The organism is Actinoallomurus sp. NBC_01490 (genome assembly GCF_036227085.1).
Taxonomy (GTDB): Bacteria; Actinomycetota; Actinomycetes; order Streptosporangiales; family Streptosporangiaceae; genus Actinoallomurus; species Actinoallomurus oryzae.
Window position 1 is genome coordinate 4,262,266 of record NZ_CP109433.1, and the last position, 15,810, is coordinate 4,278,075.

13 protein-coding genes are annotated in these 15,810 nt (G+C 71.3%); 11 read left to right on the forward strand and 2 right to left on the reverse strand.

What is annotated here, in order from left to right; all coding sequences use genetic code 11:
• The first annotated feature begins 208 nt into the window (after positions 1-208).
• The 10 genes from murG to OG417_RS20475 all read left to right on the forward strand — a co-directional run bounded on the left by murG (position 209) and on the right by OG417_RS20475 (position 10,330).
• Positions 209-1,294, forward strand: coding sequence for an undecaprenyldiphospho-muramoylpentapeptide beta-N-acetylglucosaminyltransferase (murG, locus tag OG417_RS20430; protein WP_329258306.1), 1,086 nt, complete (start codon positions 209-211; stop codon positions 1,292-1,294).
• 40 nt (positions 1,295-1,334) lie between these two features.
• Positions 1,335-2,732 carry a UDP-N-acetylmuramate--L-alanine ligase gene (gene murC, locus OG417_RS20435; protein ID WP_329258308.1) on the forward strand — a complete coding sequence of 466 codons (1,398 nt, stop codon included), beginning with the start codon at positions 1,335-1,337 and terminating at the stop codon, positions 2,730-2,732.
• Between the two features lie 69 nt (positions 2,733-2,801).
• Positions 2,802-3,563, forward strand: coding sequence for a cell division protein FtsQ/DivIB (locus tag OG417_RS20440; RefSeq protein ID WP_329258310.1), 762 nt, complete (start codon positions 2,802-2,804; stop codon positions 3,561-3,563).
• 293 nt (positions 3,564-3,856) lie between these two features.
• A complete protein-coding gene (gene ftsZ / locus OG417_RS20445) occupies positions 3,857-5,335 on the forward strand; it encodes a cell division protein FtsZ (RefSeq protein WP_329258313.1) in 1,479 nt (492 codons plus the stop codon).
• A 196-nt stretch (positions 5,336-5,531) separates the two neighbouring features.
• Positions 5,532-6,245, forward strand: a complete 714-nt coding sequence (locus OG417_RS20450; protein WP_329258316.1) for a YggS family pyridoxal phosphate-dependent enzyme — start codon at positions 5,532-5,534, stop codon at positions 6,243-6,245.
• Between the two features lie 100 nt (positions 6,246-6,345).
• Positions 6,346-6,867, forward strand: a complete 522-nt coding sequence (locus tag OG417_RS20455; RefSeq protein ID WP_329258318.1) for a cell division protein SepF — start codon at positions 6,346-6,348, stop codon at positions 6,865-6,867.
• A gap of 21 nt (positions 6,868-6,888) precedes the next feature.
• Positions 6,889-7,170, forward strand: coding sequence for a YggT family protein (locus OG417_RS20460; protein ID WP_285566527.1), 282 nt, complete (start codon positions 6,889-6,891; stop codon positions 7,168-7,170).
• Positions 7,171-7,220: 50 nt separating this feature from the next.
• On the forward strand, positions 7,221-8,144 hold the full coding sequence (locus OG417_RS20465) for a DivIVA domain-containing protein (protein ID WP_329258320.1): 924 nt from the start codon (positions 7,221-7,223) through the stop codon (positions 8,142-8,144).
• 134 nt (positions 8,145-8,278) lie between these two features.
• Positions 8,279-9,724, forward strand: coding sequence for a hypothetical protein (locus tag OG417_RS20470; protein ID WP_329258323.1), 1,446 nt, complete (start codon positions 8,279-8,281; stop codon positions 9,722-9,724).
• 156 nt (positions 9,725-9,880) lie between these two features.
• Positions 9,881-10,330: a nuclear transport factor 2 family protein gene (locus OG417_RS20475; protein WP_329258326.1), complete on the forward strand. Its 450-nt coding sequence runs from the start codon at positions 9,881-9,883 to the stop codon at positions 10,328-10,330.
• A gap of 113 nt (positions 10,331-10,443) precedes the next feature.
• Here OG417_RS20475 and OG417_RS20480 read toward each other — a convergent pair whose 3' ends face one another.
• Positions 10,444-10,989 carry a nucleotidyltransferase domain-containing protein gene (locus tag OG417_RS20480; protein WP_329258329.1) on the reverse strand — a complete coding sequence of 182 codons (546 nt, stop codon included), beginning with the start codon at positions 10,987-10,989 and terminating at the stop codon, positions 10,444-10,446.
• Positions 10,990-11,209: 220 nt separating this feature from the next.
• On the opposite strand from OG417_RS20480, the gene OG417_RS20485 reads away from it, so the two are divergent.
• Complete coding sequence (locus tag OG417_RS20485) at positions 11,210-11,923, forward strand: DUF1707 SHOCT-like domain-containing protein (RefSeq protein ID WP_329258331.1); 714 nt, start codon at positions 11,210-11,212, stop codon at positions 11,921-11,923.
• A gap of 69 nt (positions 11,924-11,992) precedes the next feature.
• Here the strand turns inward: OG417_RS20485 and ileS are convergent, their stop codons facing one another.
• The gene (ileS, locus tag OG417_RS20490) at positions 11,993-15,160 is read right to left on the reverse strand and encodes an isoleucine--tRNA ligase (protein ID WP_329258334.1); all 3,168 of its coding nucleotides are present in this window, start codon (positions 15,158-15,160) and stop codon (positions 11,993-11,995) included.
• Positions 15,161-15,810 lie beyond the last annotated feature (650 nt).

Here is a 15,810-nt window from a genome sequence, read left to right on the forward strand (position 1 = left end):
GGTGAGCGACCGATGAGCAGGAGTGAGCCCGTAGGAGCGAGCGAAGTGGGTGGCCGAGGTACGAGGTCGGCCGCGGAGCGAGTGACGAGGGTGAGCGACCGATGAGCAGGAGTGAGCCCGTAGGAGCGAGCGAAGTGGGTGGCCGAGGTACGAGGTCGGCCGCGGAGCGAGTGACGAGGGTGAGCGACCGATGAGCAGGAGCAGGAGTATGAGGGTTGTCCTGGCCGGAGGCGGGACCGCGGGACACATCGAACCCGGCCTGGCCCTCGCCGACGCGTTGCGCCGCGAGGACCCCGGAGTCCAGGTCACCTGCCTGGGCACCGAGCGCGGCCTGGAGACCAGACTCGTGCCCCAGCGCGGTTACGAACTCGCGCTGATCCCGCCGGTGCCGCTGCCCCGCACGCTCACGCCGCGCCTGTTGACCGTGCCCGGCCGCCTCGCCGGCGCGATCAACACGGCCGCCGCCGTGCTCGACCGCGTCCAGGCCGACGTGCTGGTCGGCTTCGGCGGCTACGTCGCGACCCCGGGCTACCTCGCCGCCCGCCGCCGCAAGGTGCCGATCATCGTGCACGAGGCGAACCCGCGGCCCGGCCTGGCCAACCGCCTGGGCGCGCGGTTCACCGAGCACGTCGCGGTGGCCGCGCCCGACACGCCGCTGCCGCACGCCGAGGTCGTCGGCATCCCGCTGCGCCGGGAGATCGCCACCCTCGACCGGCTGGCCATGGGCGACAAGGCGCGGGCGCACTTCGGCCTGCGGTCGGACCTGCCGACCCTGCTGGTCTTCGGCGGATCGCAGGGCGCGCGCTCGCTCAACCGCGCACTCACCGCGGCGGTCGACTCCCTGCGGGCCGCCGGCATCCAGATCCTGCACATCGTCGGCCCCAAGAACGCCAGCGAGCCCGAGGTCACGCCCGACGACCCCGCGTACATCATGCTTCCGTACTGCGACCGGATGGACCTGGCCTACGCGGCGGCCGACTTCGCGATGTGCCGGGCGGGCGCGATGACCTGCGCGGAGATGACCGCGGTGGGGTTGCCCGCGGCGTACGTCCCGCTGCCCATCGGCAACGGCGAGCAGCGCCTCAACGCCGAGCCGATCGTCGCGGGCCACGGCGGCCTGCTGGTCGAGGACGCCGAGCTGAGCGCCGACTGGATCCGCGCCAACGTGCTGCCGGTCCTGTCCGACGCCGAGCGGGTCGCCCAGATGTCCGAGGCCGCCGCGCGCATGGGCCGGCGAGACGCCGACGTCGCCCTCGCCGCCATGGTCGCCCGGGTCGTGGCGGCGGGCGAATGAACCCCGGCGCCTGAGCGGCGCCCGAACCGCAGGGAGAAAGATGAGTCTGGTCACGCCGGTCGAGGTCGTGCCGGCCGATCGGCTGGGACGCGTCCACTTCGTCGGCATCGGCGGAGCTGGCATGTCGGGCATCGCCCGCATCATGCTGGGGCGCGGCATCCCCGTCTCCGGCAGTGACGCGAAGGACTCCGACCTGCTGGCGGACCTGCGCGAGCTGGGGGCGACGACGTACGTCGGCCACGCCGCCGAGCACGTCGGCGCGGCCACCACGGTGGTCGTCTCGACCGCCATCCGCGAGACGAACCCGGAGCTGGCCGCCGCACGCGAGCGCGGCCTGCTCGTCCTGCACCGCGCCGCCGCGCTGGCGTCCCTGATGGACGGCCGCCGGTCCGTGGCGGTCGCCGGCACCCACGGCAAGACCACGACCACCTCGATGCTGACCGTCGCCCTGCAGCACGCGGGCGCCGACCCGTCGTACTGCATCGGAGGCCAGCTCGTCACCACCGGCCTGGGCGCCGCCGACGGGTCCGGCGACCTGTTCGTCGCCGAGGCCGACGAGAGCGACGGCTCGTTCCTGAACTTCGCCCCGAGCGCCGCCATCGTGACCAACGTCGAGGCCGACCACCTCGACAACTACGCGAACTTCGCGAAGGTCAAGGAGACCTTCGCGCGTTTCGTCGAACGCATCGAACCCGGCGGGCTGCTCGTGGTCTGCGCCGACGACCCGGTCGCCCGCGAGCTCGGCGAGGAGGGCGCGCGCCGCGGGCTGACGGTCCGCACGTACGGCGAGACCGAGGATGCCGCCTACCGGGTGGCGGACTTCTCGCCGCGTGGCCTGGGCTCGCGTTTCACCGTGGACGGGCGCACGCTGGAGCTCTCCGTCCCGGGGCGCCACAACGCGCTGAACGCCACCGCGGCGTACGCCACGGCCGTCGAGCTGGGCGAGGACGCCGAGACCATCGCCGCGGGCCTGGCGGGCTTCACCGGCGCACGCCGCCGTCTGGAGCCCAAGGGCGAGGCCGCGGGCGTCAAGGTCTTCGACAGCTACGCCCACCACCCCACCGAGCTGGCCGCCGACCTGCGCGCCACCCGCGACTACGTCGGTGAGCTGGGCGGGGGCCGCATCGTCGCGGTGTTCCAGCCGCATCTGTTCAGCCGCACCAAGTTCTTCGCGGCCGAGTTCGGCGCGGCGCTCGGACTCGCCGACGAGGTGGTGGTGCTCGACGTCTTCCCGGCCCGCGAGGACCCGATCCCCGGGGTGACGGGCGAACTGGTCGCCAAGGCCGTCCCGCACGGACGGGTCACCTACGAGGCCGACGGAAACGCCGTGCCCGGGCGTGTCGCGGCGATCGCCGCCCCCGGTGACGTCATCATCACCATGGGCGCCGGAGACGTGACCACGCTCGGGCCGAAGATCCTCCGGCTGCTCGGCGCCTGAGAGACGGTCAGCGCACGGGTCCCGGGCCGCGCCGGGCGGCGACGCGTCCGAGCAGGTGAGGAGGGCCACGTGACCAGCGAGACCGACGATCCGGCCGTCGCCCCGGACGGTGGGGACGACGCGCCACGGACTCACCCGCCGCGGCGGAGCCGGTCGAGCCGCTGGAAGGCGCTGTTCGTCGCGCTGCTCGTCATCGGGGTGCTCGGTACGGCGGCGTGGGTGCTGCTGGGCTCACGGCTGCTGGTGGCCCGGCACATCGACGTGGTGGGGGAGCGGCTGGTCTCGCGCGACCGCGTGATCGCCGTCGCCCGCGTACGCCTCGGCGAGCCGCTCATCAAGCTGAACACCGGGGCGGTACGCGACCGGGTCGAGGCGGTCCAGGAGGTGGAGACCGCGCGGGTCGAGCGGCGCTGGCCGGCCACGGTCCGCATCGTCGTGCGCGAGCGCACCCCGGTGGCCGCCGTCCAGCAGGACAACCGGTTCCTGCAGATCGACCGGTACGGAGTGACGGTTCTCACGTCGGCGGCGCGCCCGCGCGGCCTGCCGGAGCTCGATGTGGCCAACCCGGTGCAGAGCGACCCGTCGCTACGGTCGGGCCTCGCCGTCATCCGCGCCCTGCCCGCCTGGCTCTCCCGGCGTGTCGCGAGCGTCGAGGCGCGCTCACCCGAGGCGGTCACGCTGCGGCTCAAAGAGGGCGTCGCCATCGTGTGGGGTGCGCCGGAACGCACCGAGGACAAGCTACGGTTGCTCCGCGGGCTGCTGAGAGCGGCTTCGCACCGCGGAACCAAGACCATCGACGTGAGCGCGCCGGAGGTTGTCACCACCGAGTAGCGGTGAGCCCTTCGTACGCGCCACACTTGGGTCGGCCGCATGACGGGGAGATTCGGCATGTGGCGGGGGACGAAACAGGATTAGTGGGATGTCGCGCGACACGCCGATCGGCTTGGGGCCGGGTTAGTTGACCCTGCAGTGGTGCGCCCCTACTGTCCGTATCAGCCTTAGGTTGACATAACTGTAAGTCTCAACTTGAGGGTGAGGGTTCCGGCCCCGGTAAGAAACATGACGGTCGCCTTGACGGGCGGCCGATGGTCATTGAGATAGAGCGAGCGGAAGGGCCCCTCGTTGTGGCAGCACCGCAGAATTACCTAGCGGTCATCAAGGTCGTCGGCATCGGCGGTGGTGGCGTCAATGCCGTCAACCGCATGATCGAAGAGGGCCTCAAGGGCGTCGAATTCATCGCTATCAACACCGACGCCCAAGCGCTGCTCATGAGTGACGCCGACGTCAAGCTCGACGTCGGCCGCGAGCTCACCCGCGGTCTCGGTGCCGGTGCCAACCCCGACGTCGGCCGCAAGGCCGCCGAGGATCACCGCGAGGAGATCGAAGAGGTGCTCAAGGGCGCCGACATGGTCTTCGTCACCGCGGGCGAGGGCGGCGGCACGGGCACGGGCGGGGCGCCGGTGGTCGCCAACATCGCCCGTTCGCTCGGCGCTCTGACGATCGGCGTGGTGACGCGCCCGTTCAGCTTCGAGGGCAAGCGCCGCGCCATGCAGGCCGAGGCCGGCATCGAGACGCTGCGCGACGAGGTCGACACCCTCATCGTCATCCCCAACGACCGGCTGCTGTCGATCTCCGACCGCCAGGTCAGCGTGCTCGACGCCTTCAAGGCGGCCGACCAGGTGCTCCTCTCCGGTGTTCAGGGCATCACCGACCTCATCACCACGCCCGGCCTGATCAACCTCGACTTCGCCGACGTGAAGTCCGTCATGTCCGGGGCCGGCTCGGCTCTCATGGGCATCGGCTCCGCGCGCGGTGACGACCGGTCGGTCGCGGCGGCCGAGATGGCCATCTCCAGCCCGCTGCTGGAGGCCAGCATCGACGGCGCCCACGGCGTGCTGCTGTCGATCTCGGGCGGCTCCGATCTCGGCCTGTTCGAGATCAACGAGGCGGCGCAGCTCGTGTCCAACGCCGCGGCGCCCGACGCCAACATCATCTTCGGCGCCGTCATCGACGACGCGCTCGGCGACGAGGTCCGCGTGACGGTCATCGCGGCGGGCTTCGACGAGATCCGCCCGGAGAGCAGGCCCGGGCCACAGTCCGAGCCCAAGCGCAACACTCCCGCGCGACCGGCCGTGGCCACGCCGCCCGTCGCGACGCCGCCGGTGGCGGCGCCCCGGCCCGTGGTCCCGCCGCAGACGCCGCCGCCGCGCGTCACCCCGATGCCCTCCCCGCCGGCCCGGGGTGCCGAGCCCGCGGAGGAGCGCAAGCCGCAGACGCCGGCCGTCCCGGCTCCCGCCCCGCCCAAGGCCGAGGTGCCCAAGCCGGCGGAGCCCAAGCACGACCCGCCGGGCGCGGGCAAGCCCGGCGAGGCCGCACGCGACTCCGGATCGGACGGAACCTCGGCGAGCGGTCCGGCCGGAGGGTCGGCCGGCGGCCAGGCCACCCCGCCCCGCGCGGCCTCGAATGAGGCCGTCGCGGGCCCTAAGGTGCCGCGGCCGGCGACCGAGCCGCCCGCGGCGCGCCTGAACACCGACGCGTCCCGTCGCCGTCCCGTCGTGTTCGATGAGGACGACGACCTCGACGTGCCGGATTTCCTGAAGTAACGCGGACCGCGCCGGCGGGCCGGTCCTCCGGGTCCGCCGCACGCCGGCCCGCCGCCGGACGCACCGCAGGCGGTGGGCCCGCGTCCGATTCGCATGATCTTGCTCACGGCCCGAGCCGGGGCGCCGACCCGCCTGACGGAACCGGGGGCCGGCGGGATACTCTTCCGCCGTCCCCGCGCGGAGGGTCTGAAGAGGGATGAACCGCATCGAAGAGCTGGCCGCGAACCTCGCCGCCGTACGCGAGCGCATCGCCAAGGCGTGTCACGCCGCCGGCCGTGCGCCGGATGAGGTCACGCTCGTGGCCGTCACCAAGACCTTCCCCGCCTCCGACGTACGCCTCCTCGCCGAGCTGGGTGTCACCGACGTCGCGGAGAACCGCGACCAGGAGGCGGCAGCCAAGGCGGCCGAGTGCCGTGACCTCGACCTGACCTGGCACTTCGTCGGACAGCTGCAGACGAACAAGGCCCGCTCGGTGGTCTCGTACGCCGATGTGATCCACTCGGTGGACCGGGGGCGCCTGGTGAACGCGCTGTCCCGGGCGGCGATCGCCGCCGGGCGTTCGCCGCGCTGCCTCATCCAGGTCTCCCTGGACGAGACCGGCGCCGGTACGGCGGAGGGCGGCCGCGGCGGCGTACGGCCCGACGGAGTGCTCGCGCTCGCGGAGGCGCTCACCGCCGCCGAGGGGCTCGAACTCGGGGGCGTGATGGCGGTGGCGCCGCTCGGTGCCGACCCGGCCCCGGCATTCGCCCGGCTCGGGGAGATCTCCGCTTCTCTGCGCGCCGCCTATCCGGCCGCCAAAACGGTATCCGCGGGCATGAGTGGTGATTTGGAGCACGCGATCGTGAGTGGCGCGACACACGTGCGGATTGGTACGGCGTTGCTCGGAGGCCGACGGGCAATCGTCAGGTAATGTCCCCACAGTGGACCTTGGCGTCCGTGTTCAAACGTAACGATCGACCAGTAGAAGCTTCCCGCAGGGATCTCTTGTCGGTGGACGACGGAGGGGGCGTATGGCCAGCGCGATGCGCAAGATGGCGGTCTACCTCGGCCTTGTGGAGGACGATCGCTACGATGATGACTACGACGAGTACGACATCTACGACGACGATGCCGCGGACCGTCGCCGGGTGGAGCGTGCGGACGACGAGTCATCCACGCAGCAGTCCACGGGAGCCTTGGACCAGGTCGATGACGATCACAAGGCCTTCGTCTCGGAGCGTCGGCCGCCTCTTGCCGAGTCGGCGGTGTCAGACCTCGCTCGTATCACTACGCTTCATCCCAGGACCTACAACGAGGCCCGCACGATCGGAGAGCACTTCCGGGAAGGGACCCCGGTGATCATGAATCTCACCGAGATGGTCGACAGCGACGCGAAGCGTCTCGTCGACTTCGCGGCTGGTCTCATATTCGGCCTGCACGGAAGCATCGAGCGTGTTACGAACAAGGTGTTCCTGTTGTCCCCAGCCAATGTCGAGGTGACCGCCGAAGACAAGGCCCGTATGGCAGAACGAGGGTTCTTCAATCAGAGCTGACAGCCACATGCGAGAGTGTTCGTGAACCTTGGAAGCTACCTGAGCATCCCGCTCTACCTGTTCCTGCTCTTCCTCATCGGCAGGCTGGTACTCGAGACGCTTCAGGCGTTCGCCCGGTCGTGGAGGCCTACCGGGGTGGTGCTGGTGTTGGCGGAGACCACTTACACGGTCACCGATCCACCCCTTAGACTGCTACGCCGTTTCATCCCGTCCGTTCGGCTGGGTAACGTTGCGTTCGACCTGAGCTTCACGGTCCTCTTCTTCATGGTCTGGTTCTTGATCATCGTCGTCCAGCCGCTCTGATCGGGTACCGTCCGTTCGGGGACAGACTCCAAGCGCGCCAAGGAGACCAGATGCCGCTGACACCCGCGGATGTGCGGAACAAGCAGTTCAGTACCACCCGGCTTCGGCCGGGCTACGACGAAGAGGAGGTCGACGCTTTCCTCGACGAGGTCGAGGCGGAGCTCGACCGGCTCATCCAGGAGAACGAGGAGCTGCGGGCCAAGCTCGCCGAGTGCCTTCGTGGCAAGGTTCCGGCGATGGCCGCTCCCATCGTCGAGCCCAAGCCTGAGATGACCCATATGCCTGAGCCGCCCAAGCCCCCGGAGCCCAAGCCGGAGCCGGAGCCGGTGCTGGGCAGCCTCGGCATGCCCCCGGCCGCGCCCCAGCCGCCCGCCCCGGTGAGCAGCCCGGGTGAGGACAACATGGACACGGCCGCCCGCGTGCTCGCGCTCGCGCAGCAGACGGCCGACCAGGCGATCGCCGACGCCCGCCGCGAGGCCGACGAGACGCTGGGCCGCGCCCGCCGCGAGGCGGAGGAGATCCTCGGCAAGGCACGGCGGCAGTCCGAGCAGATCGTCAGCGAGGCCCGCGCCCGCGCCGAGTCCCTCGAGCGCGACGCCCAGGACCGCCACCGCCAGGCGATGGGCTCCCTCGTGCAGCAGCGCGAGGAGCTCGAGCGCATGGTCGACGACCTCAACGCCTTCGAGCGTGAATACCGCAGCCGTCTGAAGGCCTACCTCGAGGGCCAGCTGCGCGAGCTGGAGGCCGGAGCCAACCACGGTGCCCCGTTCGGCGTCGGCCCGGGCAACACGGGCCCGCAGCCCGCACAGCCCGCCGTGCCGCAGCACCCCGAGGTGCGCAACGGCCAGCCGTCGGTCGGACCGGCCAACACCGGCCAGAATCCCTTCCCGCAGCAGCAGCCCGAGCCGCAGCACGCCCAGCACGCCACGGGAGGTTTCCACACCGCCGACAACCCGCCGCACGACCGCCGCTGACCGCGCTAGCGTCACGAGAGGCGGATGTCCCGCCTCGAACGAAGTGGTAGCCGGTTGGAGGCGACCGAATCGGTCGAAGTTGCGCTAGCGTTGCTGCGCATCTCCGTACGACGGTCGGTTAGAGGGAGACCTGCGTGATCATCCTGAGTGGTGTGCTCGTCGTCCTGGCGATAGCCCTCCTAGTCACGGGCATCGTCACGGGCAACACCGGACACGAGGTTGCGGGGCTTGACGGACTGAAGCTGATCTACGTCTCGATCGGGATCAGCATCATCTCCGCCCTCTGCCTCGCCATCGGGGTGTTCCTGCGCCGCAAGGAGCTGTTCGGCAGCGCCACTGCGGAGACCTCCGCCAAGAAGTCCGCGGCGCGGTCCAAGACCGCCCGTACGGCCAAGGCGAAGGCGCGCGTGGGCGCGGGTGAGGAGGCACCGGTCGCGGTGGCGCCGACGACCGCGGTCGACGTGCCCGCTGAGACGAGCGTCTACGTGGTCCCCGGCCGCAAGCGCTACCACCTGGAGACCTGCCGCCAGCTGGCGGGCCGCGACAAGGAGGAGCTCACCTACGTCGAGGCGCGCGAGGAGGGCTTCACCGCCTGCACGGCCTGTCTCCCTGACACGGCGCTGGCGGCGCGAGCGGCGGTCACGGAGGCCGAGTCCACCGCCGAGACGCTCGCTCCCGCCGATGACACCCGCACCACCGAGTCCCTGGAGACCGTGGCGGAGACCGCCGAGCTCACTCGCCCCAGAGACGACGACCCGGCCCCGGTGACACGCACGGATCTGCCCGTCACCCGGCTGGACGACGACGAGACCGCGCCCGCCGCCGAGTCCCCGGCGGAGGCCGAGTTCACCGAGACCCCCGAGGCCGACGCCCTCCACGAGACCGACGCGAAGGCGCAGCCGGAGGTCGACGAGACCCCGGCCGAGCCGGCCGCCGAACGACCGCAGGCGCGCAGCCGGTCGTTCTTCGAGCCGCTGGACCGGGGCGACGCCACGACCACCGACGAGACGCCGGGCGAAGACGACGCGGCCCCCACCGAGGAGCCCGCCGAGCCCGAGGACACCGTCGCCGAGTCCGAGGACGCCGAGCCGACCCCGACGCGGTCGGAGGCCGCCGAGGAGCCGGAGGCGGTGGAGGACTCCGAGACGACGGAACAGCCGTCCGAGACGGAGGACGAGCCGGCGGCCGAGGCCTCCGTCGACGAGGATCCGGCCGAGACCGACGTGGCCGAGACCGGCCGCTCCGACGAGGCCGACGAGACCGAGACCGACGAGCCCGCCGAAGAAGCCGCCGAGGCGGACGACTCCGCGACCGACCACGAGGACGAGCCCGAGCAGCCGGCCGCGGACGCCGAGTCCGACGACGCCGATGCCGACGCGGACACCGACGCGTCATCGGACGACCCGCTCGTCCGCATTCTGAGCGGCACCAAGCGTTACCACCGCCCCACCTGCGCCCTCATCGAGGACATCGCGGACGACGCCGACGACCTTGAGTCGCTGCCCCGCACGGAGGCGAAGGAACGCGGCTGCACCCCCTGCCTGGTGTGCCAGCCCGACAAGGACCCTTCGGACGACTGAGCTCGCCGACACCGCAGAGGACCCGGTTCCGCCGGGTCCTTTCGCGTACGCGAGGCACTGAGCCGCGGCACCCGCCGGGTGCGGCCGTCCTAGCGCCGGCGGTGATGTCGTGAACCCGCCAGCCCCTCTCGACTGCGGCCGCCTACGATCGCGGGCATGTCGCAGCACAGCCGGGACATCGTCATGGACGCCTGGAAGGCTTTCGCCGGCCACGACGCGGATCGGATCTCTGAGGTCTTCACCGAGGACGCCGAGTGGCTGGCGCCGCTGGGAAACGCGACCGCCGTCGCACTTGAAGGCTCAGGCCACCTGATCGGCCGGAAGGCGATCGTGCGCTTCCTCGCCGAGGACTTTCCCCGCTTCTTCGTGCGGGACGTCACCGTCACCTTCCACGGGATCTACGCCGACGGTGATCGCGTGATCGTGGAGGAGACCATGACGGCGACGCTCGCCAACGGCAACCACTACGCCAACGACTACTGCTTCGTCTTCGAACTCCGCAACGGGCTGATCCACCGTGTCCGTGAGTACATGGACACGGCCCGCGGGCACCGCATGGTCTTCGGTGAGGAAAAAGGGGGAGGACCCGGGAGCGGTCAGCCGTAGGCCGAGGCGGAAGCACTGCGGAACGGCTCGTCCAGACGAGACCTCGAGGATCTGAGACCGGCACGCGCCGAGGGCGGGACCGCACCGCGGCCCGGCCTTCGCCTGTCCATCTTCTACGACAGCCCCGGTGTTCTGTCCGGGGCGAGGGCCGCTTCGAGGCGGGCGATGTCCTCGGCGTCCTTGGGGCGGCGCGGGCTGCCCGGTACCCAGACCGGCATCATCCGCTTGATCTCGATCTGCGCGCGGGGCGCGATGATCGGACAGAGGAGGTCCCCGATGCGGCCGGTGTGGGGTTCCAGCAGGTCCTGTGGCCACGGCGATCCCGCCCACGGGCCGCCGCCGACCACCACCCGGCCCGACGCGTCACGGCGGAGCAGGTTGAAGCTCAGGTCCTCCCCGTCCTTGACCAGGTCGACCTGTTGCTCCGGCGGCAGGCCCGCCACTGGCCGGTAGCCCCGCCCGGCCAGCTCCGCTCCCAGGCGCTCCGCGTCATCGACCCAGGCGAACCAGTCGATGTCACGGTGATCCCGTGTCACCGCGCCGAGGAAGAAGTCCATCGCCCAGCCGCCCCGGAGCCACACCGGGGCCCCGCATCCCGCACTCGCCGCCAGCACCTCGGCGATCAACCGAAGCTGCCGTCCGGCGCGAGAGGTGTCCACGGCCGCGAACGCTAACGGGCCGCGACGGCCCGCGGCAACCCGATATCTCAGCCGTGTCCGGCGAGCGCCCGCGCCATGGCGCCGTCCGCACGCCGGGCCGGGCCGGCGGAACACCCTCGACGACCGTCGCCGCGGTCTCCACGTTGGCTTGTCCTGCCCTGTGCGGAATGATGCCCCTGTGGAGCTCTCAGAAAAGCCTTCCGAGCCTGACCCCTCACGCATGCGCGCCTCGGACTCCGACCGTGATCGGGTCGCCGAACAGCTGCGTGAGGCACTGGCCGAGGGCCGTCTGACGGCCGAGGAACACGCCGAACGCCTCGACGCGGTCTACCAGGCGAAGACGTACGCCGAGCTGGCCCCGATCGTGGAGGACCTGCCGGCCACCGGCGGCGTGCGCCCGCCCGAGGTCGGACCGGCCGTCCGTGACGACCTGCCCCCGCCCCAGTCCGGCACGCCGAACATCGTCGCGATCTTCAGCGGCGCCGATCGCCGGGGACGCTGGCTGATCGAGTCCCAGACCAACGTCGTCGCGGTGTGCGGCGGCGTCGAGCTCGATCTCCGGCAGGCGGTCCTGTCGCGGCGTGAGGTCACGATCAACATCGTCAACGTCATGGGCGGCGTGCAGATCACCGTTCCGCCGGGCGTGCGCGTGGTGAACTCGATCGCCGCGGTCCTCGGCGGCACGTCGGTGCCACCGGAGGACACGGTCGACGCGAGCGCCCCGGTCGTCCGGCTCACCGGCTTCAACCTGCTCGGCGGCGTGGACGTGAAGCGCCGGACCGCGGATGGCACCGACCTGTCCGGCAAGCCGGACCATCGCACGCTCCACGAGGAGCAGCGCCGCATCCACCGGGAGTTCCGCGAGAAACAGCGCGAGATCCACCGCGAGTTCCGCGACCGGCAGCGCCAACTGCGCCGCCGCCGGCGCGGCTGAACCGCCGCGCTCGGACGGCCGTGCGCGACGGGGCGGGGCCGCCCGGAGCGGCCCCGCCCCCGCGACGTGTCAGGACGCCTTGCGCAGCCAGAAGGTCAGCCGCAGGGCGTCGTCCCGGTTCGGTGGCAGTTCCTCCTCCGGCTCGTCGTCGTGCCAGGCGTTCGCGAGGACCTCGCCCGCGACCTCGGCGCCGTGTTCGGCCAGCGCCTCGTCCAGGTCGGCGTCCGTGGTGCGCCACCACAGTTCGATCCGGTCGGTGATCTCCAGACCGGCGTTCTTGCGGGCGTCCTGGACCAGGCGGATCACCTCGCGTACGAGGCCTGCGCGGCGGAGTTCCGGCGTGACGGTCAGGTCCAGCCCGATCGTCTCCCCGGCGGCGCTCTCCACCGCCCAGCCGCTCAGCGGCCGCTCGGTCACGATCACGTCGGACGGGGCCAGCTCGACCTTGCCGACGTCGGCCGCCTCGACCGTCGCCGTGAGCGACTCGCGCAGCGCGTGGGCGAGACCGGCGGGCTCGGCGGACGTGATGGCCTGGGCGACCTGTGGCGTCTGCTTGCCGAACCGCTTGCCGAGCTCACGGAAGTTCGGCTTGACGACGTACTCGACGAGCTCGCGGCCGATCGAGGCCAGGGTGTCGAACCCCTGGACGTTCAGCTCGTCGGCGATCTGCGCGCGAAGCTCGGCGGGCAGCGTGTCCCAGCCCGGAGCGCCGACCAGGGCGCGGCCGAGCGGCTGGCGCGTACGGACGCCGGAGGAGGCCCGCGCCGCGCGGCCCAGCTCGACCAGCCGCCGTACGAGCGCCATCTGCTCGCTCAGCGCCGGGTCGACCAGCGACTCGTCCACGGTGGGCCAGCTCGCCAGGTGCACCGAGTCTGCGGCGTCGTCCCGGCGTAGCACGTTCCAAACGTAGTCGGTCAGGAACGGGGCCATCGGCGCCATGAGCCGGGTCAGCGTCTCCAGGCAGTCGTACAGGGTCGCGAAGGCGGCGGCGTTGGCCGGCGCTCCCTCCGGGCCCTCCCAGAACCGGCGGCGGGAACGCCGGACGTACCAGTTGGACAGGTCGTCGATGAACTCGCTGAGCCGCCGTCCGGCCGCCGTGGTGTCGAAGCCCTCCAGCGCCTCGTCCACCTCGCGTACGGTCCGGTGCAGCTCGGCGAGCACCCAGCGGTCCAGCAGCGGACGGTCGGCGGGCGCCGGCGCGGGCGTCTCGGGCGTCCAGTCCGAGGCGTTCGCGTAGAGCACGAAGAAGGAGACGGTGTTCCAGTACGTGAGGAGCACCTTGCGGACGATCTCCTCCAGCGCCGCGTCGCCGACCCGCCGGGCCGCCCACGGCTGGCCGGCCGCCGCCATGTACCAGCGCAGCGCGTCGGCGCCGTGCTTGTCCATGAGCGGGATCGGCTCCAGGACGTTGCCGAGGTGCTTGCTCATCTTGCGGCCGTCCTCGGCGAGGATGTGCCCGAGGCAGACGACGTTCTCATACGACGAGCGGTCGAAGACCAGCGTGCCGACCGTCATCATGGAGTAGAACCAGCCGCGGGTCTGGTCGATCGCCTCGCAGACGTACTGCGCGGGGTAGGACGACTCGAACGTCTCCTTCTGCCGGTGCGGGGCGCCCCACTGGGCGAACGGCATCGATCCGGAGTCGTACCACGCGTCGATGACGTCGGGCACGCGGCGGGCCTCGTCACCGCACTCGGGGCAGGCGAAGGTGACGTCGTCGACGTACGGGCGGTGCGGGTCGAGCGCGCTCAGGTCCGTACCGGCCAGTTCGCCGAGCTCCTTCAGCGATCCCACGCACGTCACGTGGTCCGCGGCGCACAGCCACAGCGGCAGGGGAGTGCCCCAGTAGCGGCTGCGCGACAGCGACCAGTCGACGTTGTTGCGCAGCCACTCGCCGTACCGGCCCTCCTTGATCGTCTCGGGGAACCAGTTGGTGGCGGCGTTCTCCGCCAGCAGCCGGTCCTTGATCTCGGTGGTCCTGATGTACCAGGCGGGCAGCGCGTAGTACAGGAGCGGCGTGTGGCAGCGCCAGCAGTGCGGGTAGCTGTGCTCGTACTCCTCGGCGCGGAACAGCCGGCCGCGTTCCTTCAGCTCCTCGATGAGGCGCGGGTTGGCGTCGCGGAAGAACACGCCGCCGACGAGCGGCACGGTGAGGTCGAAGTGGCCGTCCGGCTTGACCGGGTTCACGACGGGCAGGCCGGCGGCGCGGCAGGCGTTGAAGTCGTCGGCGCCGAACGCGGGCGCCAGGTGCACCAGGCCGGTGCCGTCCTCGGTGGTGACGAAGTCGGCGGTCAGCACCCGGTGGGCGTCGGGCACCTCGACCAGGTCCAACGGCGGCCGGTAGGCGGTGCCGGCCAGCTCGGATCCGGTGTGCCGGGAGACGATGTGCCAGCCCTCGCCGAGGACGCGGGCGAACAGCGGCTCGGCGACGATCACGCGTCCGGGCTCGCCGGAGCGCGCCGCGACCACGTACGTCACGTCCGGGTGGACGGCGACCGCGGTGTTGGAGACGAGGGTCCAGGGCGTCGTGGTCCACACGAGCAGGTCGGCGCCCTCGAGCGGCCCCTCGGCGAGCGGGAAGCGCACGGTCACCGTCGGGTCGGTCACGGTCTCGTAGCCGCCCGGCTGGCCGAGCTCGTGGTCGGACAGGGGAGTGCCGCAGCGCGGGCAGTACGGGCTGATGCGGTGGTCGCGGACCAGCAGGCCCTTGTCGAAGATGACCTTGAGCGACCACCAGACGGACTCGACGTACTCGGGGTCCATCGTGCGGTACGCCTGTGCGAGGTCCACCCAGTAGCCCATGCGCTCGGTCATCGCCTCGAACGCGTCGACGTGGCGGAGCACCGATTCGCGGCACCGGGCGTTGAACTCGGCGACGCCGTACTCCTCGATGTCCTTCTTGCCGGTCAGGCCCAGCTCGCGCTCGACGGCCACCTCGACCGGCAGGCCGTGGCAGTCCCAGCCGGCCTTGCGGCGGACGTTGAAGCCCTTCATGGTCTTGAACCGGGGGAACAGGTCCTTGAACACCCGCGCCTCGACGTGGTGGACGCCGGGCATGCCGTTGGCGGTCGGCGGGCCCTCGTAGAACACCCAGGGGTCTCCGGCGGCGGTCTGCTCGAGGGAACGCTCGAACACCTTGCCCTCGCGCCAGCGCGTGAGCACCTCGCGCTCCAGCGCGGGCAGGTCGACCTGCGTGGGGAGGGCGCGCATCCGGCGCGCTCGTAGCTCTTCGGCCATGGGATTCCTCCGGCGACACGGATTGGACACGTGGACCGGAGGGACGAGGCACGTGGGCCCCGCGGTACCACCCTCCTTGGCCGCCCCGGAAACAGGGGAGCGACCCGCTCATTCTTCTCGGCGGCCGGATCTACTGGGTCGTGGTGACCGTTCTGCCGGCGGCTACGGGGTGATCAGATCGCCGGGCACACCCCCGGACTCGCACCGTCTCCGGGTCGCTCATGGCTGCGTACGGCGGCAGGTGTCCCCATCAACGCCTTGCCGATAGGGACGATAACGCACGCAGGGTGATGAGTTCTTCCCGACCGGGCCTGGCGCCGGGCATGATTCGAGGGGAGCGGGCGGGCGTACGGCGGCGTCTCAGCCGATGATCAGCGTAAAACCGGGTGTTTACCGGTGGAACGACGGCGTCTGGACCGGCGTTCCGCGTCAAGATTGGGCAAGCCGCCGGTCTGTGCGAGCTTTGCTAACCGCGTGTATTAGGACATATGCGGCGTGTTACAAGACCTGGTCATTTGCCGTCTCGATGACACGCGACCTATGCTTCCCGCACTGCCAGAGATGATCGGCGCAAGGGGGGCCCGACTATGGACGGCACTGCCGGCCCGAAGGATAGGAATCCCACGGCTGAGGCGCCTCGCGCGACACGC

Excerpts from the sequence above, each read along its gene's own strand:
- murC (WP_329258308.1), top strand. The coding sequence starts at position 1,335 with ATGAGTCTGGTCACGCCGGTCGAGGTCGTGCCGGCCGATCGGCTGGGA.
- murG (WP_329258306.1), top strand. The coding sequence starts at position 209 with ATGAGGGTTGTCCTGGCCGGAGGCGGGACCGCGGGACACATCGAACCC.
- OG417_RS20465 (WP_329258320.1), top strand. The coding sequence starts at position 7,221 with ATGCCGCTGACACCCGCGGATGTGCGGAACAAGCAGTTCAGTACCACC.
- ileS (WP_329258334.1), bottom strand. The coding sequence starts at position 15,160 with ATGGCCGAAGAGCTACGAGCGCGCCGGATGCGCGCCCTCCCCACGCAG.
- OG417_RS20485 (WP_329258331.1), top strand. The coding sequence starts at position 11,210 with ATGCGCGCCTCGGACTCCGACCGTGATCGGGTCGCCGAACAGCTGCGT.
- OG417_RS20450 (WP_329258316.1), top strand. The coding sequence starts at position 5,532 with ATGAACCGCATCGAAGAGCTGGCCGCGAACCTCGCCGCCGTACGCGAG.
- OG417_RS20455 (WP_329258318.1), top strand. The coding sequence starts at position 6,346 with ATGGCCAGCGCGATGCGCAAGATGGCGGTCTACCTCGGCCTTGTGGAG.
- OG417_RS20475 (WP_329258326.1), top strand. The coding sequence starts at position 9,881 with ATGTCGCAGCACAGCCGGGACATCGTCATGGACGCCTGGAAGGCTTTC.